Annotated in this window: 18 protein-coding genes; 8 read left to right on the forward strand and 10 right to left on the reverse strand. The window is 56.4% G+C overall.

Annotated features, from left to right (window positions below; genetic code table 11):
• The first annotated feature begins 90 nt into the window (after positions 1-90).
• The 3 genes from OOJ60_RS01880 to OOJ60_RS01890 all read left to right on the forward strand — a co-directional run bounded on the left by OOJ60_RS01880 (position 91) and on the right by OOJ60_RS01890 (position 5,351).
• On the forward strand, positions 91-2,811 hold the full coding sequence (locus OOJ60_RS01880; RefSeq protein ID WP_205611829.1) for a glycosyl hydrolase family 18 protein: 2,721 nt from the start codon (positions 91-93) through the stop codon (positions 2,809-2,811).
• 124 nt (positions 2,812-2,935) lie between these two features.
• Complete coding sequence (iagB, locus tag OOJ60_RS01885; RefSeq protein ID WP_042284876.1) at positions 2,936-3,376, forward strand: type III secretion system invasion protein IagB; 441 nt, start codon at positions 2,936-2,938, stop codon at positions 3,374-3,376.
• 133 nt (positions 3,377-3,509) lie between these two features.
• The gene (locus OOJ60_RS01890) at positions 3,510-5,351 is read left to right on the forward strand and encodes a chitinase (protein ID WP_205611830.1); all 1,842 of its coding nucleotides are present in this window, start codon (positions 3,510-3,512) and stop codon (positions 5,349-5,351) included.
• 83 nt (positions 5,352-5,434) lie between these two features.
• Here the strand turns inward: OOJ60_RS01890 and OOJ60_RS01895 are convergent, their stop codons facing one another.
• From OOJ60_RS01895 to aqpZ, 8 genes are all read right to left on the reverse strand, one after another.
• The gene (locus OOJ60_RS01895) at positions 5,435-6,448 is read right to left on the reverse strand and encodes an NAD-dependent epimerase/dehydratase family protein (RefSeq protein ID WP_205611831.1); all 1,014 of its coding nucleotides are present in this window, start codon (positions 6,446-6,448) and stop codon (positions 5,435-5,437) included.
• A 91-nt stretch (positions 6,449-6,539) separates the two neighbouring features.
• Complete coding sequence (locus OOJ60_RS01900; protein WP_060569863.1) at positions 6,540-7,976, reverse strand: SDR family oxidoreductase; 1,437 nt, start codon at positions 7,974-7,976, stop codon at positions 6,540-6,542.
• Positions 7,977-7,986: 10 nt separating this feature from the next.
• Entirely contained in the window at positions 7,987-8,988 is a 1,002-nt protein-coding gene (ltaE, locus tag OOJ60_RS01905) for a low-specificity L-threonine aldolase (protein ID WP_205611832.1), read from the reverse strand.
• A 38-nt stretch (positions 8,989-9,026) separates the two neighbouring features.
• On the reverse strand, positions 9,027-10,745 hold the full coding sequence (gene poxB, locus OOJ60_RS01910) for a ubiquinone-dependent pyruvate dehydrogenase (protein ID WP_268077310.1): 1,719 nt from the start codon (positions 10,743-10,745) through the stop codon (positions 9,027-9,029).
• Positions 10,746-10,876: 131 nt separating this feature from the next.
• Positions 10,877-11,845 (reverse strand): NADH oxidoreductase, encoded by a 969-nt coding sequence (hcr, locus tag OOJ60_RS01915; protein WP_205611834.1) that lies wholly within the window; start codon positions 11,843-11,845, stop codon positions 10,877-10,879.
• A gap of 10 nt (positions 11,846-11,855) precedes the next feature.
• A complete protein-coding gene (gene hcp / locus OOJ60_RS01920; protein ID WP_042286186.1) occupies positions 11,856-13,508 on the reverse strand; it encodes a hydroxylamine reductase in 1,653 nt (550 codons plus the stop codon).
• Between the two features lie 142 nt (positions 13,509-13,650).
• Positions 13,651-14,550 (reverse strand): lysine exporter LysO family protein, encoded by a 900-nt coding sequence (locus OOJ60_RS01925; protein ID WP_042284859.1) that lies wholly within the window; start codon positions 14,548-14,550, stop codon positions 13,651-13,653.
• A gap of 167 nt (positions 14,551-14,717) precedes the next feature.
• A complete protein-coding gene (gene aqpZ / locus OOJ60_RS01930) occupies positions 14,718-15,413 on the reverse strand; it encodes an aquaporin Z (RefSeq protein ID WP_060569859.1) in 696 nt (231 codons plus the stop codon).
• A gap of 403 nt (positions 15,414-15,816) precedes the next feature.
• Between aqpZ and OOJ60_RS01935 the strand changes: the two genes are divergently transcribed.
• A complete protein-coding gene (locus OOJ60_RS01935) occupies positions 15,817-17,475 on the forward strand; it encodes an ATP-dependent endonuclease (RefSeq protein ID WP_042284856.1) in 1,659 nt (552 codons plus the stop codon).
• On the opposite strand, the gene OOJ60_RS01940 is transcribed toward OOJ60_RS01935, so the two are convergent.
• The gene (locus OOJ60_RS01940) at positions 17,472-18,422 is read right to left on the reverse strand and encodes a VirK/YbjX family protein (RefSeq protein ID WP_042284854.1); all 951 of its coding nucleotides are present in this window, start codon (positions 18,420-18,422) and stop codon (positions 17,472-17,474) included. The two genes, OOJ60_RS01935 and OOJ60_RS01940, sit on opposite strands and share 4 nt — an antisense overlap.
• A gap of 145 nt (positions 18,423-18,567) precedes the next feature.
• Between OOJ60_RS01940 and macA the strand changes: the two genes are divergently transcribed.
• Positions 18,568-19,686, forward strand: coding sequence for a macrolide transporter subunit MacA (macA, locus tag OOJ60_RS01945; RefSeq protein ID WP_205611835.1), 1,119 nt, complete (start codon positions 18,568-18,570; stop codon positions 19,684-19,686).
• Positions 19,683-21,629, forward strand: coding sequence for a macrolide ABC transporter ATP-binding protein/permease MacB (gene macB / locus OOJ60_RS01950; protein WP_042284850.1), 1,947 nt, complete (start codon positions 19,683-19,685; stop codon positions 21,627-21,629). Before macA ends, macB begins: the two co-directional genes overlap by 4 nt.
• A gap of 106 nt (positions 21,630-21,735) precedes the next feature.
• Here macB and cspD read toward each other — a convergent pair whose 3' ends face one another.
• Positions 21,736-21,957, reverse strand: a complete 222-nt coding sequence (gene cspD, locus OOJ60_RS01955; protein ID WP_042284847.1) for a cold shock-like protein CspD — start codon at positions 21,955-21,957, stop codon at positions 21,736-21,738.
• Positions 21,958-22,106: 149 nt separating this feature from the next.
• Here cspD and OOJ60_RS01960 point away from each other — a divergent pair, with 149 nt between their 5' ends.
• On the forward strand, positions 22,107-22,181 hold the full coding sequence (locus tag OOJ60_RS01960; protein ID WP_217968143.1) for a hypothetical protein: 75 nt from the start codon (positions 22,107-22,109) through the stop codon (positions 22,179-22,181).
• A 98-nt stretch (positions 22,182-22,279) separates the two neighbouring features.
• Positions 22,280-22,600, forward strand: a complete 321-nt coding sequence (clpS, locus tag OOJ60_RS01965; protein WP_042284844.1) for an ATP-dependent Clp protease adapter ClpS — start codon at positions 22,280-22,282, stop codon at positions 22,598-22,600.
• The last annotated feature ends 12 nt before the right edge of the window (positions 22,601-22,612 follow it).

Genomic DNA, 22,612 nt, shown 5'->3' on the forward strand with positions numbered 1-22,612 from the left:
TTCATTTATTAGTACTTCTCATTGTCGTTCATGCTTTAAGGAAGGCATGGTTATTTTCATATTCACAAATAAAGTTATCGGGAATTAATAATGAAATTTATGAAGCCAAAATATCTGGCGTTGTTTGTCGCTGCGGCAACAAGCTCTGTATTTGCAGCGGCGCCAGGGACGCCGTCTATTTCCAGCGGTAATGATAAATTTGCCCTCGTGGAAGTGGATCAGGCTGCTCAGGATTATAACAACCTCGTTAAAGTGCATAACGACGGCGTTGACGTGAAAGTGGAGTGGAACGTGTGGAGCGGCGATGCGCCGACTTCCGCAAAAGTACTGCTGGACGGTAAAACCGTCTGGACCGGTGCTGGCAGCGCGTCTGGCTCTGCGACCTTTAAAGTAAAAAAAGGCGGGCGCTATCAGGAACAGGTGGAATTGTGTAACGACAGCGGTTGCACCAAGAGCGCCAGTAAGCTGATTATCGTGGCGGATACTGACGGTAGCCATCTGCTGCCGCTGAATACCCCGCTGCTGGAAAATAACAAAACCTTCGCGCAGCATACCGACAAAGTGGTGGGCGCCTACTTCCCGGAGTGGGGCGTCTATGACCGCAACTTCTCCGCCGATAAAATCCCGGTGGCGAACATCAACCACCTGCTGTATGGCTTTATTCCAATGTGCGGCGGCGACGGTATTAACGACAGCGCCAAATCGTCTGGTGCGCTGGAATCCCTGAAACGCGCGTGCCAGGGACGTCAGGATTACACCGTGGCGATCCACGATCCATGGGCGGCGCTGCAGAAACCGCAGCAGGGCGTAAGCAACTGGGATGACCCGTACAAAGGTAACTACGGTCAGCTGATGGCGATGAAAAAAGCGCATCCTGACCTGAAAATTCTGCCGTCCGTCGGCGGGTGGACGCTGTCCGATCCGTTTTTCCAGATGGACAATAAAGTCCTGCGCGATCGCTTCGTCGCCTCTGTAAAAGAGTTCCTGAAAACCTGGAAAGTGTTCGACGGTGTGGATATTGACTGGGAATTCCCGGGCGGCGGCGGTGAGAACGCCAAACTCGGCAATCCGCAGACCGATAAGGCCACGTACACCGCGCTGATGCACGATCTGCGTCAGATGCTGAACGAACTGTCGGCTGAAACGGGCCGTACCTACGAGCTGACCACCGCAATCGGCGCGGGCAAAGATAAGATTGAAGACGTTGACTACAACACGGCGCAGCAGTACCTCGATCATATCTTCCTGATGAGCTATGACTTCTACGGCGCGTGGAGCAACACCGATCTCGGCCACCAGACCGCACTTTATGGCGCGTCATGGAAACCGGACACCAACTACACCACCGATAACGCAGTGAAAGCGATGCTGGAGCAGGGCGTACAGCCTGGCAAGATCGTCGTTGGCGCGGCGATGTACGGACGCGGCTGGACCGGCGTTCACGGCTACACTGGCGACAACCCGTTCACCGGCACGGCTACCGGTCCGGTGAAAGGCACCTGGGAAAGCGGCATTGTTGACTACCGTCAGATCGTCAACCAGATGCTGGGCAAACCGGGTTGGGAATACAAATACGATACCGCTGCAGAAGCGCCGTATGTATTCAACAAGTCTACCGGCGAGCTGGTGACCTACGACAACGCCCGCTCCGTTGAAGCGAAAGGCAAATATGTCCTGAACAACAACCTCGGCGGTCTGTTCGCGTGGTCTATCGAGTCCGATAACGGCGATATCCTGAACGCCATGAACGAAGGTCTGATGGGCGGCAGCTCAACGCCGGTTGAGCCGGTAAACACCAACCACGCGCCGGTCGCTTCTGCGATTGACCAGAGCGTAACTGGCCCGGCGACCGTGATGCTCGACGGTTCGGCTTCTCGCGATCAGGACGGCGACGCGCTGACCTACAAGTGGACGCAGATTTCCGGCGCCACCGTAGCGATTGCCAACAGCACCAGCGCTAAAGCCAGCATCAACCTGCCAGCGGTTACCCTCGATCAAACTCTGGCATTCCGTCTGACGGTCACTGATGCGAAAGGCCTGAGCAATGCGGTGGATGTCCAGGTAGTGAATAAAGCGCCGAAAGCCAACCAGGCTCCGGTAATCAACGCCATGGAAGCCGTGAGCGTGACCGCGGGCGAGTCTCTGTCTCTGCATGCGCAGGCAACCGACCCGGATGGCGATGCGCTGACCTACAGCTGGAGCGTACCGGCAGATATGAACGCAACCGGTACGGATACGGCGAACGTGCGTATCACTGCGCCAGACGTGGCAAACGCCTCCACCTTCACCCTGAGCGTGATCGTGTCCGACGGTAAGACCAGCGTACAGTCTAACGTGCAGGTGACTGTGAATCCGAAAGCGGTACCGACTCCGGCAGAGGAAGACACCCATCCGTCTGATGAAGGCAACACCCCTTCAGACGAAGGTACTACCCCGTCTGATGAAGGCAACACGCCGTCTGATGAAGGTAGCGCAACAGATTCCTGCGACAACCCGGTTGACGCTAACGCCAGCAAATACGCGGCATGGGAATCCAGCAAAATCTACAACGGCGGCGATACCGTGAGCTTCGACCATCTGGTATGGAAAGCGAAGTACTGGACGCAGGGTAACCAGCCGGGCTTCGGTGCGGAAGCCTGGGAACTGGTCAGCCAGGTGAAATTCAACTGGCGTTCCGATGTGGTCTACAACGGTGGCGATACCACAACGTATGAAGGGTCTGTGTACCGTGCGAAGTGGTGGACCATGGGCGACAACCCGGCAAACAGCGATGTATGGGTGAAGGAAGGCGCAGCAACCGACTGCAAATAATTTCACCGCAGGTCGCGGGGAGTACGCTCCCCGCACCTCTGGACCACACCCCGCTTCGGGTGTGGTTCTTCTCACCTGACAGGATGTAAAAAGGAGCCAATTAACACGTTTATCAGGAGAAAAAATGAAACGCATCATATTTTTGCTGCTGATTGTCAGTCAGAGCGTATTCGCTAACTGTTGGGATAACGCCGCGCATTATTACCATGTGGATCCTTATCTCTTATATGCAATAGCAAAAGTTGAATCCGGGATGAATCCCTATGCCGTAGGGGTAAATCACGATGGCACCCGGGATGTCGGTTTGATGCAAATTAACAGCTCGCATTTTACAGAACTGCAACGACACGGGATTGATGAATACCGGCTGATTGCCGAGCCGTGTACCTCAATTATGGTGGGGGCTTCGATTCTTTCCGACATGATTAAAGTCTATGGCAATAACTGGGAAGCCGTTGGCGCTTATAACGCAGGGCTGAAAAAAGAAAACTACCCTCAACGCATGATCTACGCGCGAAAGGTATGGAATAAATATCAACAGTTAAAAAAACCTTACCGCGGATGACTTTTATTTTTTGAAGAATACCCACGCGTGTTCTTCTAAAAGTGAATGTCGCACTGGAGGGCTTATTTATTGACGGATTAATAAATAAACCAGGGGATTAATTATCTTATTGTACTATTCAAGGAAAACTGAAATGAACAAACGGACATTATTAAGTGTACTTATTGCCGGCGCGTGTGTGGCGCCGTTTATGGCGCAGGCCAGCAATCTGCAGGCGACCAGCGGTGAGCCTTATACCATGAAGGCCGGCGACCTGGCGAAAAAAGAGCAGGAGCTGACCAACTTTCCGCTGATGCAGTCGGTAAAAGAGACTATTCGCACCCTCGATAACGCCTCAGTTGAACTGATCGAGCCGGGTCGCGCCGCCAATCCGGAAAACGTCAAGCGCGTGGAAGGCATCGTGAAAGCGTCGGACTGGGAATACCTGTTCCCGCTGCGCGCGCAGGCGTACACCTACAGCAACTTCCTGAAAGCGGTCGGTAAATTCCCGGCGCTGTGCCAGACCTATAACGACGGTCGCGACAGCGACGCGATCTGCCGTAAAGAACTGGCGACTATGTTCGCGCACTTCGCCCAGGAAACTGGCGGCCATGAAAGCTGGCGTCCGGAGGCCGAATGGCGCCAGGCGCTGGTTCACGTCCGCGAGATGGGCTGGAGCGAAGGCCAGAAGGGCGGCTATAACGGTGAATGTAACCCGGACGTATGGCAGGGGCAGACCTGGCCGTGCGGTAAAGACAAAGACGGCGACTTTCTGAGCTACTTTGGTCGCGGCGCGAAGCAGTTGTCCTATAACTACAACTACGGTCCATTCTCGGAAGCGATGTATGGCGACGTGCGTGTACTGCTCGACAAACCGGAGCTGGTGGCGGACACCTGGCTGAACCTGGCGAGCGCGATCTTCTTCTTCGCCTACCCGCAGCCGCCGAAGCCGAGCATGTTGCAGGTGATCGACGGCACCTGGCAGCCGAACGAACACGATAAAGCCAACGGTCTGGTGCCGGGCTTCGGTGTGACCACCCAGATCATCAACGGCGGCGTGGAATGCGGCGGCCCGACGGAGATCGCCCAGTCACAGAACCGTATCAAGTACTACAAAGAGTTCGCCAATTACCTGAAAGTACCTGTTCCGGCTGATGAAGTGCTGGGTTGCGCCAACATGAAACAGTTCGACGAATACGGCGCGGGCGCGCTGAAGATTTACTGGGAACAGGACTGGGGGTGGAGCGCGGACACGCCAGACGGTAAAACCTATGCTTGCCAGTTGGTGGGCTACCAGACGCCGTTCAGCGCCTTTAAAGACGGCGACTACACCAAATGCGTGCAGAAGTTCTATAACGTGAACATTGTGGATGACGACGGTACGCCGGTCACACCTGCCGATACCACACCGGCGGACACCACGCCGTCTGAGGATACGCCTGCGGATACCACTCCGCCAGATGACACGACCCCGGCGGATACCACGCCGGCAGACGATACCGCGCCAGTGGTGGTCAACCACGCGCCGGTGGCGATTATTTCAGGGCCGGTTGGCGCGGTTGAAGCGGGGGCGCAGGTTTCGCTGAGCGCGGAAAGCTCTACCGATGAAGACGGTAATAAACTGACCTATACCTGGCGCTCGCAGGACGGTCAGACCCTTTCCGGCGAAGACAAAGCGGTGGTGACCTTTACCGCGCCGGAAGCCGCTACGGCGAAGCAGTACGAAGTGAGCCTGACCGTCAGCGATGGCGAACTGAGCAGCACCGCATCCTATCTGCTGAACGTGAAAGCAAAGGCCTCGACGCCGTCTGAAGATGAAGGCGCTTACCCAGGCTGGAGCGCTAACAGCACGTACAACGCAGGGGACATCGTGAACAACCACGGTAAACTGTTCCAGTGCAAACCGTTCCCGTACAGCGGCTGGTGCAACAACGCGCCAACCTACTATGAACCCGGCGTGGGTCTGGCATGGTCCGACGCATGGACCGCGCTGTAAGGTAAACGCAAAGCGGCAACCAGAGGTTGTCGCTTTTTTGCGATTTTGCCGCCCGGAAAAGTCACCTTCCGGCGGTGAGCGGTTTAGCGATGTAATTTCCCGTGATCGCGCAGCCAGGCTGCGGTTCTGATAATTCCCTCATCAAGCGTCACCACCGGTTTATATCCCAACTCGTCCCCGGCGCGGCTGATATCCAGCGTAAAATCAAAATTCAGCTTTGACACGCCATAGTGGGTAAGTGCGGGCTCTTTTGCGGATTTGTTGCCGAAACGCTCCATGCTGCGGGCGATCATGTCCAGCATCGGGTAGGGAACAGAGCGGATCCGACAGTGGATATTCAGTTCATCAATCAGCTTTTGCACAATGCTGCGCAGGGTTCTCGGCTCGCCGTTAGTGATGTTATACACCCGGCCAGAGGGCAGGCTGTCGCACAGCTCTTGGCTGGCCAGCCACATCGCGTGAATCGCATTTTCATAGTAGGTCATATCCACCAGCGCGCTGCCGCCGTGGGGCAACAGCACGCTGCCGTACTGGTGCATCATGTGCGCCAGTCGCGGGATAAACACTTTGTCATGGGGGCCAAACAGACTTTGCGGACGCAGCACCGTAAATCGCGTCTGCGGGTTAGCCTGCGCCAGCAGATTAATCACGTCTTCACCGGCGGCTTTACTGCGGGCAAACTCGTTGGCGAAACGGTGAGGGCGAAAATCCTCTTTAATACCGCGATGATGGTGGTAATCGAAATAGAGCGAAGGGGAGGAGATATGAATGAAATTACGCACGCCCCACGCCACCGACCATTCGCCAAGACGACGGGTTGCGCGGACATTGGCCAGATCAAAGGCTTCCTGGGTTCCCCACGGCGAGGTGAAGCTTGAGCAGTGCCACAGCGTGTCGATGCCCGCGAGCATGACCTTCGCCTGTGACGAAACCAACTCGGTCAGATCCGCATGGACAAATTCCGCGCCCATCTTCTCGAGCAGTTTTCCCATCGCCTCATTGCGACCGGTGGCTCTGACGCTGATGCCTTTGTTGCGCAAAAACTCAACCGCGTTTCGTCCCAAGCCGCTGGTTGCGCCGGTAACCAGTACCTTCATATCAATCCACTGTGTTTTAAAAACGTCGTGCGCATTCTTCCGTGAATTACGTCGGTATGCAATGGGAAACGTGAAACAATACAGTCTCTTTTTACTTATTTTCTGTGATTTGTTCTGCAAGTCGGGCAATTTTCTTTGCCATTCCCCGGAAGATAAACAGGTGCGCCGGAATCATCAACAGCCAGTAAAAAAGGCCCGGCATCCCGTGCGGATGCCACCAGGCGCGCACGTCAATCTGTCGGTGATCCCCTTTATCCTCAAGGGTAAAACTGAGGCGGCCCAGCCCCGGCGCCTTCATACCGAACAGCAGGGTCAGCTGTTTTTCCGGCTCGACAATAATCACCTTCCAGCTGTCCACCGTATCGCCGGGCTGTAAAAGCGCATGTTCGGGGCGACCTTTCGCCAGCCGATGGCCGACCAGCAGATCCATCGCCGCGCGGGTTTTCCACAACGCATTGCCGAAGAAATATCCCTCTTTGCCACCGAGACGGTTCACGACCTGCCACAGCGCCTGCAGACTGGCAGAGGTGCTGACGGTAAAGCCAGCCTGTTTGGCGAAAAAACCGTACTCAGGCCGCCAGCGGGCAAATGCCTGCGCGTCGTAACCCCAGTCGCTGGAGTTAACCAGCTTCTCTTCTTCTTTCAGCGTCCTGCGCACCGCGTCGTCGAAGGCAATCAGCTTTTGCGGGATCAACGCGCGTAGCGCCCTGTCGTCAGCCAGCAGGTCGTGCTTCAGTCCCTGTATCAGCGCTTTCGCGGTCGTGGGGGGGACAGAGGTGATCACGTTAAGAAACCAGACGGAAATCCAACGGGTCGGAAAGGGGATGGGAAGGAGCGGACGGCGTTTGCCGCTGACCGTCATGAAATGTTCAAACTGCGCCTGATAGCTCAGCACTTGCGGCCCGGCGGCTTCAAGCACCCGATGTTCGCGGGTGGGATGGTTGAGCAGTTCCACCAGGTAATGCAGCAGGTTCTCCAGCGCGATGGGGGTGGTGCGCGAGCGCACCCAGCGCGGCGGCGTGAGGATCGGCAGGTTGTAGACCATATCGCGCATCACTTCAAACGCGGCGGACCCTGCGCCGACGATGATCCCGGCGCGCAGTTCGGTGACCGGCACGCCGGACTCGCGCAACGTGTCTGCCGTCAGTTGCCGCGCGCGCAGGTGGTCCGACTGCTCATGTTCGGGCGCCTGTAGCGAGCTGAGAAAAATCAGCTGATTAACCGGCGTTTCGCGCAGGGCGTCACGCACGTTCAGCGCCACCTGCCGTTCATGGGCGATAAAGTCGCCGCCTTCGCCCATGCCGTGAACCAGATAGTACAGGGTATCGATGTTTTTCAGCAGGGCGGGCAGCGCGCGCGGCCAGTTCAGATCGATGTTATGGCAGCTGACGTTCGACAACTGCATTTTTTCCAGCCGTTCGGTGCGACGTGCCGCCGCCAGCACCTGATGCCCGTGCGCGCTGAGCGCCTGCACCAGATGTTGACCGATGTATCCGCTGGCGCCAAGCACCAGAATGCGTTGCGGCACGGTTGTCTCCTTAGCGGTTCAGAAAGGCGCGCCAGTGGGCGACAACGTCGGCAAGCTGCTCGCGCGAGACGTCCAGATGCGTGACCAGACGTACCACGGGCGAGGCATTGATCAGCACACCGTGGTCTTTCATATACGCGCCCAGCGCCGCCGCGCGTTCTTCGCCTACGCGAACGAACAGCATATTGGTGTCATGACGCGTCACTTCCGCGCCAGCGTCACGCAGCTGTTCCGCCAGCCACGCGGCGTTGTCGTGATCGTCCTGCAGGCGAGCGACATTGTTTTTCAGCGCATACAGCCCGGCGGCGGCCAGAATCCCCGCCTGACGCATTCCGCCGCCGGTCATTTTGCGCCAGCGCGTGGCGCGCTTGATGTAATCATGGCTGCCGACCAGCAGCGACCCGACCGGCGTACCCAGCCCTTTCGACAGGCAAATAGTGAACGAGTCGCAATATTGGGTGATCTCTTTCAGCGCGCAGCCGTAGGCGACCACGGCGTTAAAGATGCGCGCGCCGTCGACATGCAGCGCCAGACCGCGCTCACGGGTAAACTCCCACGCGGCTTTCAGGTATTCGCGCGGCAACACTTTGCCGTTATGGGTGTTTTCAAGACTGAGTAGCTTCGTGCGGGCGAAATGAATATCGTCCGGCTTAATTTTCGCCGCCACCTTATCCAGCGGTAATGATCCGTCTGGCGCTGCGTCAATGGGCTGCGGCTGGATGCTACCAAGTACTGCCGCGCCGCCCGCTTCAAAGAGATAGTTATGCGCGCCCTGACCGACGATATACTCTTCACCGCGTTCACAGTGGCTGAGCAAGGCGACCAGATTGGCCTGGGTGCCGGTGGGTAAAAACAGCGCGGCCTCTTTGCCGCTGAGTTCCGCGGCGTAGCGCTGAAGTTCGTTAACGGTAGGGTCATCTCCGTACACGTCATCGCCAACCGGGGCGGCCATCATGGCTTCCAGCATGGCGCGGCCCGGTCGGGTGACGGTATCACTGCGTAGATCGATCACGGCATTTCCTCTGTAAAGTCAGGGTAATGCCTTCTGTTTTACCTGAGCCAGTTGGTTTTTGCCAGTTCGATCACTTCGTCGCCGCGCCCGCTGATGATCGCCCGCAGCATATACAGGCTGAACCCTTTGGCCTGCTCCAGTTTGATCTGCGGCGGGATCGCCAGCTCTTCTTTGGCGACCACTACGTCCACCAGTACCGGACCGTCGATAGCGAAAGCACGCTGTAGGGCTTCATCCACCTCTGAGGCTTTTTCAACGCGAATACCGGTGATGCCGCAGGCTTCGGCGATGCGGGCGAAATGGGTGTCATGCAGCTCGGTGCCGTCGGTCAGGTAACCGCCGGCCTTCATCTCCATCGCCACGAAGCCCAGCACGCTGTTGTTAAAGACCACGATTTTGACCGGCAGCTTCATCTGTACCACCGAGAGGAAATCGCCCATCAGCATGCTGAACCCGCCGTCGCCACACATCGCCACGACCTGGCGCTCCGGCGCGGTAGCCTGCGCGCCCAGCGCCTGCGGCATGGCGTTCGCCATCGAGCCGTGGTTAAACGAGCCGAGCAGACGGCGCTTGCCGTTCATTTTCAGATAACGCGCCGCCCATACCGTCGGCGTACCGACGTCGCAGGTAAAGATGGCGTCATCGGCGGCAAAACGGCTGATTTGCTGCGCCAGGTACTGTGGGTGGATGGCTTTGTCGCTCGGTTTCGCCAGATCGTCGAGTCCTTTACGGGCGTCGCGGTAATCGCTCAATGCTTTATCAAGGAATTTTCGATCGGTTTTTTCTTCCACCAGCGGCAGTAGCGCCGTCAGGGTCGCTTTTATGTCGCCGACCAGCGCCATATCAACCTTACTGTGCGCGCCGATGCTCCCCGGATTGATGTCGATCTGGATAATTTTGGCGTCGGTGGGGTAGAAGGCGCGGTAGGGGAACTGCGTGCCGAGCAGCACCAGGGTGTCGGCGTTCATCATGGTATGGAAACCGGACGAGAAGCCGATAAGCCCGGTCATGCCCACGTCATAAGGATTGTCGTATTCGACGTGCTCTTTGCCGCGCAGGGCGTGCACGACAGGCGCTTTGATTTTGGCGGCAAACTCAACCAGCTCGTGATGGGCACCCGCGCAGCCGCTGCCGCACATCAGCGCGATATTGCTGGAGTAACGCAGCAGTTGCGCCAGTTTGCGCAGCTCTTCTTCCGCGGGGGTGACGACCGGCATCGGCGCATGATACCAGTGGCTGCTGGCGCCTTCCGGCGCGGGTTTCAGCGCTACGTCGCCCGGGAGCACCACGACCGACACGCCGCGATTCAGTACCGCTTTGCGCATGGCGATCGCCAGGACCTGGGGGATCTGCTCAGGGCTGGAAACCAGCTCGCAATAGTGGCTGCATTCACGGAACAACTCTTGCGGGTGGGTCTCCTGGAAGTAACCGCTGCCGATCTCGCTGGAGGGTATGTGGGCGGCAATCGCCAGTACCGGAACATGGTTACGGTGGCAGTCAAACAGGCCATTGATTAAATGCAGGTTGCCGGGGCCGCAGGAGCCTGCGCACACCGCCAGATTGCCGGTAAGCTGGGCCTCCGCGCCAGCGGCAAACGCCGCGACCTCTTCGTGACGGGTCGACATCCACTCAATCGTTCCCATGCGATTGAGACTGTCGCTCAGGCCGTTCAGGGAATCGCCCGTTACGCCCCAGATGCGTTGCACTCCGGCCTGTTCCAGCGTTTTTGCAATAAAAGCGGCAACCGTTTGTTTCATGGTTCTCCATCTCCTTCAATGTGATAACGGTTACAAGTTTAGTTGAAGATGGCAAAAAGGCCGGATGGCGTCAGCGCATCCGGCCTGAAGGGGGAGACCGGATAAGCGCAACGTTTTCCGGCAAGGTATCACTACGCGAGGACCAGATCGCCCTGTGGATGGCAGGAGCAGGCCAGCACGTAGCCTTCGGCGATTTCCGCGTCGGACAGCGTCATGGTGCTGCTGACCGTATACTCACCGGAAACCACTTTGGTTTTACAACAGCCGCAGACGCCAGCACGACAGGCGACAGTAACCGGCACTTTGTTGCTTTCCAGCGCGTCCAGCAGCGTGGTGCCGACGGGCGCGTAGAACGTTTTTGCCGGTTGCAGTTTGGTAAATTTCAGACCGCTGGTAGCGGCTTCTGCCACCGGCGTAAAGAACTTCTCTTTGAAAAAGCGCGTCACGCCAAGCGCTTTCACTTCCTGTTCGACCCAATCCATATACGGCGCCGGGCCGCAGGTCATTACGGTACGCGAGGTAAGATCGGGTACCTGCTGCAACAGTGCAGGGGTCAGGCGACCGGCGACAAAACCATGAGTGGCGTTATTTTCTGCCACCAGCGTGACTGGGTACTGCTGCCACTCTTCGTCGAAAATCACGTCCTGCGGCGAGCGCACGTTAAAAATCACCTGCACGTCGGCCTGTGGGCGATACTTCGCCAACCAGCGGAGCATTGACATGATCGGCGTGACGCCGCAACCGGCGGCGAGCATCAGGAATTTATCGTCTGCTTTATCGTCGCAGGTAAATTCGCCCATCGCGTCGGACAGCCAAATGTAGTCGCCGCGCTTCACGTCGCGGGTTAACCACTGCGAACCTGCCCCGTCGTCAATCCGGCGAACGGTCAGCGTAATATACTCGCTGACGCCCGGCGTGGAAGACAGCGTGTAGGCACGCAGCGTGTCCGCAGCGTTACGCACGCTCACCAGTGCATACTGCCCGGCGCGATACGGATAATAGTCATGGCACAGCAGGGCTATTGTCCAGACATCCGGCGTTTCCTGATGGATGTGATGGACCTGCATCCGCCATGGGCACTGATTGGTTGGCATCGTCATCTTTTACTCCTTACGCGCTCAGCAACTGCTTCATATCGTCTTCAACGGTGGTGACGGAACGCAGACCGAATTTTTCGTTGAGTACCGCCAGCAGATCCGGGGTGAAGAAGCCCGGCGCGGTCGGTCCGGTGACGATATTTTTCACGCCAAGCGACAGTAGGGTCAGCAGAATGACGATTGCTTTCTGTTCGAACCAGGAGAGCACCAGGGAGAGCGGCAGATCGTTGACGCCGCAGCCCAGTTTTTCCGCCAGCGTGACCGCCAGAATGATAGCGGAGTAAGCGTCGTTACACTGCCCGGCATCCACCAGACGCGGCAGCCCTTCGATATCGCCAAACTCGAGCTTGTTGAAGCGGTATTTACCGCAGGCGAGGGTGAGGATCAGGCAGTCATCCGGCACGCTGGTGGCGAAGTCGGTGAAATAGTTACGCTCGCCGCGCGCTCCGTCGCAACCGCCGACAAGGAAGATGTGACGCAGTTTTTCCCGGCTGACCAGGTCGATCAGCGTATCTGCCGCCCCAAGCAGGGTCTGACGGCCAAAGCCGACGGTGATCAGGTGCGGAATCTCGCTGTACGGGAAGCCTGCCATCTGCTGCGCTTGTGCAATCACCGGGCCGAAATCGTCGCCTTCGAGATGACTGACGCCCGGCCAGCCGACGATGCTGCGGGTCCAGATACGGTCGTCATAAGCGCCCACGGTCGGATCGATGATGCAGTTTGAGGTCATCACGATAGGCCCAGGGAAGCGGGCGAACTCGACCTGCTGGTTCTGCCAGCCGCTGCCGTAGTTACCGACCAGATGTTTGAATTTACGCAGTTCCGGGTAACCGTGAGCGGGCAGCATCTCGCCGTGGGTGTAGACGTTAACGCCGGTACCTTCGGTCTGCTCCAGCAGGTTATAGAGATCTTTCAGATCGTGACCTGAAATCAGAATACATTTGCCTTCAGTGGCTTTCACGTTGACCTGAGTTGGCGTGGGGTGACCGTATTTCGTCGTCTCACCGGCGTCGAGAATGCTCATGACCTTAAAGTTCATCTGGCCGATTTCCATCGAGCATTCCAGCAGCGCGTTCATGTCGGCAGGCCAGGTGCCCAGCCACGCCATGATTTTGTGGTACTGCGCGTAGATGTCGTTGTCGTATTGACCGAGCACATGGGCATGCTCCATATACGCCGCCGCGCCTTTCAGGCCGTACAGGCAGAGCAGACGCAGGCCGAGAATGTTGTCGCCAATCGCCGCTTTGTCTTTGTTCGGGGTAAATTCTGCCGCCTGGCGCTGCAGGTCACCGAGATCGTCGCTGACCAGTTGCAGCTCCGCCATCGGATTGTCGCAATGGGCGCTGGCGTCTACGCTCAGGCACTGGGCTTTTAGCGCTTCACGCATGGCGATGGCGTCACGGGCATAGCCCACGATACGCGGGGAATCGAAGTTAACGTTAGTCAGCGTAGAGAAAAACGCGCGCGGCGCGAAACTGTCAACGTCATGATTAATGATGCCGTATTCACGGGCTTTCACCGCCCATGCAGACAGACCCTGTAGGGCAGCGATCAGCAGATCCTGCAAATCGGAGGTTTCAGCCGTTTTACCGCACATACCCTGCGCGTAAGAGCAGCCGTTTCCTGCCGGAGTACGGATAGTTTGTTCACATTGCACACAAAACATGGTCACACCCTTAAAGTTATATTTAATATACATGTTTAAGGTTATGCCTGAGCACGAAAGGAGAAAAGGGATTTCTGATACAACTTACAGGGAGATTGATTTAGCGCAATTTTGGCGGCAGAGACCTACCGCCATCGGGGTATTACGCAGAGAAAAACGCCATCAGGATCGGCACCAGCAGGCTGAGGATAAAGCCATGTACAATGGCGGCTGGCACCATCTCCAGCCCGCCTGTGCGCTGTAAAACCGGCAGGGTGAAGTCCATCGAGGTCGCCCCGCACAGCCCCAGCGCGGTGGAGCGGCTGCGGCGCACCAGGCCCGGAATCAGCATAATGGCGATCAATTCGCGCGCCAGATCGTTAAAGAACGCGGCGCTGCCAATCACCGGACCATAGGATTCCGTCAGCAAAATACCGGACAGGGAGTACCAGCCAAACCCGGACGCCATCGCCAGCGCGGTTTTGATCGGCAGATCGAGAATAAAAGCATTGATTAAGCCGCCGAACAGGGAACTGGCGACCACCACGACGGCGACAATCATGCCCCGGCGATTAAGAATAATTTGCCTTAACGTCATGCCGCTATTGCGCAGTTGGATCCCCACCAGCAGTAACAGAAGAATCAGGGTATATTCGCTGGCTTCGGTCGCATGCTGCAAAAGAGAGAAACCGCTGAGTCCCAGCAGAAAACCCGCCACCACCACGCCGCATAATTTTAGCGACTCCAGCGCCATGGCAATACGCGACGGCAGTTTCTCCTGCTGATGATTGTGCCGCCAGGGTAATGAACGTTCCAGCCACAGCAAGGCCACAATATTACAGAGTAAAATAACGCTAATACTGACTGCGGAATAATGAAAAATAGCGAGCAGATTACTCGCCAGATTATCCAGGAAGGCCAGGCTAATACCCATAAAAAAGAGAATCAGATAAACCATCCAGCTTAACAGGCGATTAATGAGTTTTAATGCCGCGTTGTGCCGCAGCGGAATGAGATAACCTGCAATCAGCGGAAGCAGAATAATGAGAAGTCCAGAAAACATGAACAGCCGGTCCTTGTAAGAATCGTTTAGCGTCAACGACACTACCCAATAAAGTCTGTCCCGTAAAGCGGCAAAAAGAAAGCCGGGCGACGCTGGCGCTCACCCGGTTCACAATCGAACGTATTTGCAGGCCAGGAGAAGCATCGCGCTTACCCGGCCTGTTATCATTAATCGCGTTTTTCCAGCAGGGTGCGATAAATAAGCCCACCGAGGATCCCGCCGATAATCGGCATCACCCAGAACAGCCACAGCTGTTCCAGCGCCCAACCCCCCTGAAAGATCGCGACTGCGGTACTGCGCGCCGGGTTCACAGAGGTATTGGTCACCGGAATGCTGATCAGGTGAATCAGGGTTAACGCCAGGCCAATCGCGATGGGCGCGAAACCGGCAGGGGCGTATTTATCCGTTGCGCCATGAATGACCAACAGGAAACCGGCTGTCAGGACAATCTCAATGACAATGGCGGACAGCATGGAATAGCCGCCCGGTGAATGTTCGCCATAGCCGTTAGAAGCAAACCCGCTGGCTGCCGCGTCAAAGCCCGTTTTACCGCTGGCAATAAGGTACAATACGGCCGCCGCAATAATCCCGCCGATCACCTGGGCAATAATATAGCCAATGACCTCTTTCGCCGGAAAACGGCCGCCAGCCCATAAGCCTAATGTTACGGCTGGATTAAAATGACCGCCGGAAATATGCCCCACAGCGAACGCCATCGTTAATACGGTGAGACCAAATGCCAGCGCGACACCCGCAAAACCAATACCTAATTCCGGAAAGGCTGCTGCCAGTACAGCGCTCCCACAGCCACCAAAAACAAGCCAGAATGTACCAAAACATTCAGCCGCTAATTTTCTGAACATATCCACCTCAATAAGAAATAACCACAAACGTGGTGTCAGTAATATTCGTCTACAGGACGACGAAACAATAAATAGCGCGCTATTTTAAAAACGAACGTCGTCCATTCTCTAGCTAAATAAATCCAGATCGTTTGATGTAGGGCAATGAGGCGTCATTCCTTGCTCAGATTAATCTTATTTGAAGTGTAGCGTATGTTCGGATGAAAGTGAGCGAACAAAATCTGAATTTATACGGCGAAAAATCCGGCTATTTAAATTTGGCAGTGAGCATAATTCATCTTCTTAATTGTTCATAAATCAGTCTATTAGCATGCTTAATTTTACCCGGGTCACGTCCGCGACGCGCATTTGCCGTTATACTGCGAGAAGCTAAAGGGAAAAGTGACATTTGTCTGGAGGAAGCATGATTCTCGAACGCGTTGAGATTGTTGGGTTTCGCGGTATCAATCGGCTGTCGTTAATGCTGGAGCAAAACAATGTGCTGATTGGCGAAAACGCCTGGGGTAAATCCAGTCTCCTTGACGCGCTGACGCTGCTGCTTTCGCCTGAGTCAGAGCTGTATCACTTTGACCGCGACGATTTCTGGTTCCCGCCTGGCGATGTCAATGGCCGTGAGCGGCATTTGCACATTGTCCTGACCTTTCGCGAATCACAACCGGGACGCCACCGGGTGCGGCGTTATCGACCGCTTGAAGCCTGCTGGTCGCCGTGTCGCGACGGCTATCAGCGCATCTTTTATCGCCTGGAAGGCGAAAGCGCCGATGACGGCAGCGTGATGACGCTGCGCAGTTTCCTTGACGGCGACGGTCATCCTCTGTCGGTGGACAATATTAATGACCAGGCGCGGCATCTGGTGCGTTTAATGCCGGTGCTGCGCCTGCGCGACGCGCGGTTTATGCGCCGCATCCGTAACGGTACGGTGCCTGACGTCAAAGATGTCGAGATCACCGCTCGTCAGCTCGATTTTCTGGCTCGCGAACTGGCGACGCGTCCGCAAAACCTGACCGATGGCCAGATCCGCCAGGGGCTGTCAGCAATGGTGCAACTGCTGGAGCATTACTTTACCGAGCAGGGAACGTCCCAGTCGCGGCACCGGTTAATGCGCCGTCGTTCGAGCAACGAACAGCGCAGCTGGCGCTATCTCGACATTATTAACCGGATGATCGACAGACCCGGCGGGCGGACCCACCGGGTGATTCTGCTGGGACTGTTCTCGACGCTGCTGCAGGCGAAGGGCACCGTCAGACTGCATAAAGACGCCAGGCCGCTGCTGCTGGTGGAAGATCCGGAAACCCGCCTGCATCCCATCATGCTCTCAGTGGCTTGGCAACTGCTCAACCTGCTGCCGCTGCAGCGAATCACCACCACCAACTCCGGTGAACTGCTGTCGCTGACGCCCGTCGAGCACGTCTGCCGCCTGGTGCGTGAATCTTCCCGCGTGGCGGCCTGGCGTTTAGGGCCAGGTGGTCTTAGCCCCGAAGACGGGCGTCGTATTGCGTTCCACATTCGTTTTAACCGCGCCTCCTCGCTGTTTGCCCGCTGCTGGTTGCTGGTGGAAGGGGAAACCGAAACCTGGGTGATCAACGAACTGGCCCGTCAGTGCGGCCACCATTTTGACGCTGAAGGGATCAAAGTGATCGAGTTTGCTCAGTCCGGGCTGAAGCCGCTGGTGAAGTTTGCCCGGCGGATGGGGATCGAGTGGCACGTGCTGGTGGACGGCGATGAGGCCGGGAAGAAATATGCGGCGACGGTTCGCGGTCTGCTGAATAACGACAAAGAGGAAGAGCGTGAGCACTTAACGGCGCTGCCAGCCCTTGATATGGAACATTTTATGTATCGCCAGGGCTTCTCGGACGTTTTTCACCGGGTGGCGCAGATCCCGGAAAACGTGCCGATGAATATCCGTAAAATCATTTCGAAGGCGATCCATCGCTCATCGAAACCGGATCTAGCCATCGAAGTGGCGATAGAGGCCGGACGGCGCGGCGTTGACGCGGTGCCGGTGCTACTGCGCAAAATGTTTTCGCGCGTCTTGTGGCTGGCGCGCGGCCGGGCGGATTAATGGCTAAAGCGTCGGGGCACCTGCTCGACAACGCTGTCGAGCAGGGCGTAGCGGCGACGGTATTCGGCCCGTTTTTTACTGGCGATATCCGCCTCGCTTTTGCGTGCAATGGTTAAGGGCAGGGCGTAATAGCCGGCGTCGGTCATTTCACCGCCCAGCGATGACCAGAACGCGTCATAGTCGGCATGCATCTGGGTTTTTTTATCCATGTAGCGCCAACTGCGATAGACATGCACAGCGTTGCTGACCGCCAGAATCTGCTCGACTTGCGCAACCCGGGCAAACTGGCACAGCGCTTCCATCACGATCCTTTTCGGAAAGAGGCCATAACAGGCTTTGGTCGCCTGCTGTATAACCTCATGCGGAACATCGTTTGCCGCCCCCTGCAAGCCACCGATAAACAGGGTACGTTTTCCGTTTAAATAGCAGAAGGTAAACGTGATTTCTGCCAGAATACGTTTCTGCGCGTCACGAATCACGACCGTACTTTCACCCTCTTTATCCAGGGAGACGAGGCTGACTAAATCCAGCTGGAAGGGCGCATCGTCTTTCGCGGTTATTTGTGCCAGACCGAGGCCGTAATGGCTTAAATAACCGATCTGCTGCTCGCGGGTGAGCAAGTTACGCATCATCTCATAGTGCGTGCAAAGCGCGTTCAGCGCAGTGTGCCGTTTAATATTCACCGCCATATACGGTCGGTGCAGACGGATCGGCAGGCGCGGCTGGCGTGTTAACAGCGTGTCCAGCTCCGGCCATTGCGTCAGATTGTCTAACAACTGACTGGTTGCCCGCGGCATTAATAGCGAGCGAATAAGGAATTTCCGCCGAAAACTGGCTTTCCGCCAGAATTTACCCGGCAGTAATTGTCCGCGCGTCAGGCGCATAAATAATTGTAAAGGGGACGCGACGTCGGAAGGGTAGAAGGTATTATCAGTAATCTGTGACATGATCGAAATCCGCAACATGATGTATGCGAAAATTGAAACATGCTGAATCTTAACCAATCGTCAATGCCCGCCGCGCACGCCTTTGCGTTTGCGGGTTGTTTAGATAAGGTTGATATTCGCAGGCAAAACTACCATCAGGATTAATATGGGTATTAAGGGAAAAAAAATTAAAAAGCGCTATCTGCTGCTGATATTCATTCTTATCCTGGGGGCGATTGCCCTCTGGCGGATGCTTAATGCGCCAGTGCCAACGTATCAGACGCTGATCGTCCGTCCGGGCGATCTTCAGCAGAGTGTGCTCGCCACCGGTAAACTGGATGCGCTGCGTAAAGTTGACGTCGGCGCCCAGGTGAGCGGGCAGTTGAAAACGTTGTCGGTGGCGATTGGCGATAAGGTGAAAAAAGATCAACTGCTGGGGGTTATCGACCCGGAGCAAGCGGAAAACCAGATCAAAGAAGTGGAAGCGACGCTGATGGAGCTTCGCGCCCAGCGCCAGCAAGCTGAAGCCGAGCTGAAGCTGGCGCGGGTCACGCTCTCCCGACAACAGCAGTTGGCAAAAACCCAGGCCGTCTCGCAGCAGGATCTCGACACCGCCGCGACGGAAATGGCCGTTAAGCAGGCGCAGATCGGCACCATCGATGCCCAAATCAAGCGTAATCAGGCCTCCCTGGATACCGCTAAAACCAATCTCGACTATACGCGTATCGTCGCGCCAATGGCCGGCGAAGTGACCCAAATCACCACCCTGCAGGGGCAGACGGTTATCGCGGCGCAGCAGGCGCCAAATATCCTGACGCTGGCGGATATGAGCACCATGCTGGTGAAGGCGCAGGTGTCTGAGGCGGACGTGATTCACCTCAGGCCGGGACAAAAGGCATGGTTTACCGTACTGGGCGATCCGCAAACCCGTTATGAAGGGGTGCTGAAAGACGTTCTGCCGACACCGGAAAAAGTTAACGACGCGATTTTCTATTACGCCCGGTTTGAAGTACCGAACCCAAAAGGCATTCTGCGGCTGGATATGACCGCCCAGGTGCATATCCAGCTCACCGACGTGAAAAATGTGCTGACTATACCGCTCTCCGCGCTGGGCGACCCGGTGGGCGATAACCGTTACAAAATCACCTTGCTGCGTAACGGCGAAACCCGCGAGCGGGAAGTATCAATTGGCGCGCGTAATGACACCGATGTCGAGATTATCAAAGGGCTGGAAGCGGGTGAGGAAGTGGTTATCGGTGAAGGCAAGCCAGGAGCGGCGCAATGACGGCGCTGCTTGAGCTGAGCAATATCCGTCGCAGTTATCCTTCCGGTGAGGAGCAGGTGGAGGTGCTCAAAGGCATCACTCTGCAAATCAACGCCGGGGAGATGGTCGCGATTGTCGGCGCGTCCGGCTCCGGTAAATCGACGTTGATGAACATTCTTGGCTGCCTCGATAAGCCCACCAGCGGCACCTACCGGGTGGCGGGGCGCGACGTGTCGACCTTAGACAGCGATGCGTTGGCGCAGCTGCGCCGCGAGCATTTTGGCTTTATCTTCCAGCGTTACCACCTGTTGTCGCACCTGACGGCGGCGCAAAATGTCGAAGTGCCCGCCGTCTATGCCGGTACCGAGCGTAAGCAGCGTCTGGCCCGCGCTCAGGAACTGCTCCAGCGGCTCGGGCTGGGCGATCGCCTGGACTACCAGCCTTCGCAGCTGTCCGGCGGACAACAGCAGCGTGTCAGTATCGCGCGTGCGCTGATGAATGGCGGGCAGGTGATCCTGGCTGACGAACCGACCGGCGCGCTCGACAGTCGTTCCGGCGAAGAGGTGATGGCGATCCTCCACCAGTTGCGCGATCGCGGACACACGGTGATTATCGTCACCCACGATCCGCAGGTTGCCGCACAGGCTGAGCGGGTGATTGAAATTCATGACGGCGAAATTGTGCGTAATCCCCCGTCGCAGTCCCCCCGGCAGGGAAAAGGCATCCAGGAGCCGACGGTGAAAACGGCATCCGGGTGGAGCCAGTTTGTCAGCGGATTTCGCGAAGCGCTCACCATGTCCTGGCGGGCGTTAGCGGCGAATAAAATGCGCACCTTGCTGACCATGCTCGGGATTATTATCGGCATCGCGTCAGTGGTGTCGATTGTGGTGGTCGGCGACGCGGCGAAACAGCTGGTGCTGGCCGATATCCGCGCCATTGGCACCAACACCATTGATATCTATCCCGGCAAAGATTTTGGCGACGACGACCCGCAATACCAGCAGTCGCTGAAGTATGACGATCTCAGCGCCATCCAGAAGCAGCCGTGGGTGACCTCGGCGACGCCTGCCGTGTCGCAGAATTTACGTCTGCGCTATGGCAATACCGATGTGGCGGCCAGCGCTAACGGCGTCAGCGGCGACTACTTCAACGTATACGGGATGACCTTCAGCGAGGGGAACACCTTCAACCGTGAACAGCTTAACGGTCGGGCGCAGGTGGTGGTGCTGGACAGCAATACCCGGCGTCAGTTGTTTCCGCATAAAGCGAGCGTGGTGGGCGAAGTGATTCTGGTAGGCAATATGCCCGCGACGGTTATTGGCGTGGCGGAAGAAAAACAGTCAATGTTCGGCAGCAGTAAAATTCTTCGCGTCTGGCTGCCCTACAGCACCATGTCCGGGCGCATTATGGGACAGTCGTGGCTGAACTCGATCACCGTGCGGGTGAAGGACGGGTTTGACAGCGCCCAGGCCGAGCAGCAACTCACCCGACTGCTGACCTTGCGACATGGGAAAAAAGATTTCTTCACCTGGAACATGGACGGCGTCTTGAAAACCGCTGAAAAGACCACACGTACTCTTCAGTTGTTCCTGACGCTGGTAGCGGTCATTTCGCTGGTGGTTGGCGGGATCGGCGTGATGAACATTATGCTGGTGTCGGTGACCGAGCGGACGCGGGAGATAGGCATTCGCATGGCGGTTGGCGCGCGCGCCAGCGACGTGCTGCAACAGTTTTTGATTGAGGCGGTTCTGGTTTGCCTGGTCGGCGGGGCGCTCGGGATTACCCTGTCGATGCTGATTGCCTTTACGCTGCAACTGTTCCTGCCGGGCTGGGAGATTGGTTTCTCGCCGGTGGCGCTGTTGACGGCGTTTATGTGCTCGACCGTGACCGGCATCCTGTTCGGCTGGTTGCCCGCGCGAAACGCGGCGCGGCTGGATCCGGTAGATGCGCTGGCGCGGGAATAAACGGCATCGTAGGGCGGTTAACCCCGCGTTGCCTGACGCAAAATAAAAATGCCAGCCGATCGGGCTGGCATTTTATCTGCGGGATGTACACAATGAGACAGTAGAGCTATGCAACAGCTTCTGCCTCGATGGGCACGATGACGCTGGCGTGATTGCCTTTTGGCCCCTGGTGTACATCAAACTGGACAGACTGTCCGGCTTTTAGCGTTCTGTAACCATCCATCTGAATGGTGGAATAATGAGCGAAAATATCTTCGCCGCCGCCTTCAGGGCAGATGAATCCAAACCCTTTGGCATTGTTGAACCACTTAACAGTACCCGTTTCCATGCTTCGACATCCTTCGTGAATCTTTATAAGTAAGATGGAATGAACCGGTGGTGGAGTGGGGGCTGTATAAAACCTCGCCAACTCTCAAAACTACAATTTAGAGAAATCAGGCCAGGCGTCAAGCGTTTGACAGGGTAGTTTGGGTAAAAATGAATCAAAAATTTGAAGCAGTTAACGCTATTTGCCGTAATGTGACAGATGTCGCGGATGCCAGTGATAGATGATAGTTATCTGTTACTTGAGGTAGATTGATAGTGCAAATCCGCTCCCGTCAGCGGCAGTCCAGACTGCCGGTAACCGTAACCGAAGATGACGACTGACAATGGGTAAGACGAACGACTGGCTGGATTTCGACCAGCTGGCGGCAGATAAAGTGCGCGACGCGCTAAAACCGCCATCTATGTATAAAGTGATATTAGTCAATGATGATTATACTCCGATGGAGTTTGTTATTGACGTGTTACAGAAATTCTTTTCTTATGATGTAGAACGTGCAACGCAACTGATGCTTGCGGTTCACTATCAGGGCAAAGCCATCTGCGGCGTGTTTACCGCAGAGGTCGCGGAGACCAAAGTGGCGATGGTGAACAAATATGCAAGGGAGAACGAGCATCCGTTGCTGTGTACGCTGGAAAAAGCCTGAATGCAGGCATAA

Source organism: Citrobacter sp. R4, from assembly GCF_026719175.1.
Lineage (GTDB): Bacteria > Pseudomonadota > Gammaproteobacteria > Enterobacterales > Enterobacteriaceae > Citrobacter_A > Citrobacter_A sedlakii.

Excerpts from the sequence above, each read along its gene's own strand:
- OOJ60_RS01880 (WP_205611829.1), top strand. The coding sequence starts at position 91 with ATGAAATTTATGAAGCCAAAATATCTGGCGTTGTTTGTCGCTGCGGCA.
- iagB (WP_042284876.1), top strand. The coding sequence starts at position 2,936 with ATGAAACGCATCATATTTTTGCTGCTGATTGTCAGTCAGAGCGTATTC.
- OOJ60_RS01890 (WP_205611830.1), top strand. The coding sequence starts at position 3,510 with ATGAACAAACGGACATTATTAAGTGTACTTATTGCCGGCGCGTGTGTG.
- OOJ60_RS01895 (WP_205611831.1), bottom strand. The coding sequence starts at position 6,448 with ATGAAGGTACTGGTTACCGGCGCAACCAGCGGCTTGGGACGAAACGCG.
- poxB (WP_268077310.1), bottom strand. The coding sequence starts at position 10,745 with ATGAAACAAACGGTTGCCGCTTTTATTGCAAAAACGCTGGAACAGGCC.
- hcr (WP_205611834.1), bottom strand. The coding sequence starts at position 11,845 with ATGACGATGCCAACCAATCAGTGCCCATGGCGGATGCAGGTCCATCAC.
- hcp (WP_042286186.1), bottom strand. The coding sequence starts at position 13,508 with ATGTTTTGTGTGCAATGTGAACAAACTATCCGTACTCCGGCAGGAAAC.
- OOJ60_RS01925 (WP_042284859.1), bottom strand. The coding sequence starts at position 14,550 with ATGTTTTCTGGACTTCTCATTATTCTGCTTCCGCTGATTGCAGGTTAT.
- aqpZ (WP_060569859.1), bottom strand. The coding sequence starts at position 15,413 with ATGTTCAGAAAATTAGCGGCTGAATGTTTTGGTACATTCTGGCTTGTT.
- OOJ60_RS01935 (WP_042284856.1), top strand. The coding sequence starts at position 15,817 with ATGATTCTCGAACGCGTTGAGATTGTTGGGTTTCGCGGTATCAATCGG.
- OOJ60_RS01940 (WP_042284854.1), bottom strand. The coding sequence starts at position 18,422 with ATGTCACAGATTACTGATAATACCTTCTACCCTTCCGACGTCGCGTCC.
- macA (WP_205611835.1), top strand. The coding sequence starts at position 18,568 with ATGGGTATTAAGGGAAAAAAAATTAAAAAGCGCTATCTGCTGCTGATA.
- macB (WP_042284850.1), top strand. The coding sequence starts at position 19,683 with ATGACGGCGCTGCTTGAGCTGAGCAATATCCGTCGCAGTTATCCTTCC.
- cspD (WP_042284847.1), bottom strand. The coding sequence starts at position 21,957 with ATGGAAACGGGTACTGTTAAGTGGTTCAACAATGCCAAAGGGTTTGGA.
- clpS (WP_042284844.1), top strand. The coding sequence starts at position 22,280 with ATGGGTAAGACGAACGACTGGCTGGATTTCGACCAGCTGGCGGCAGAT.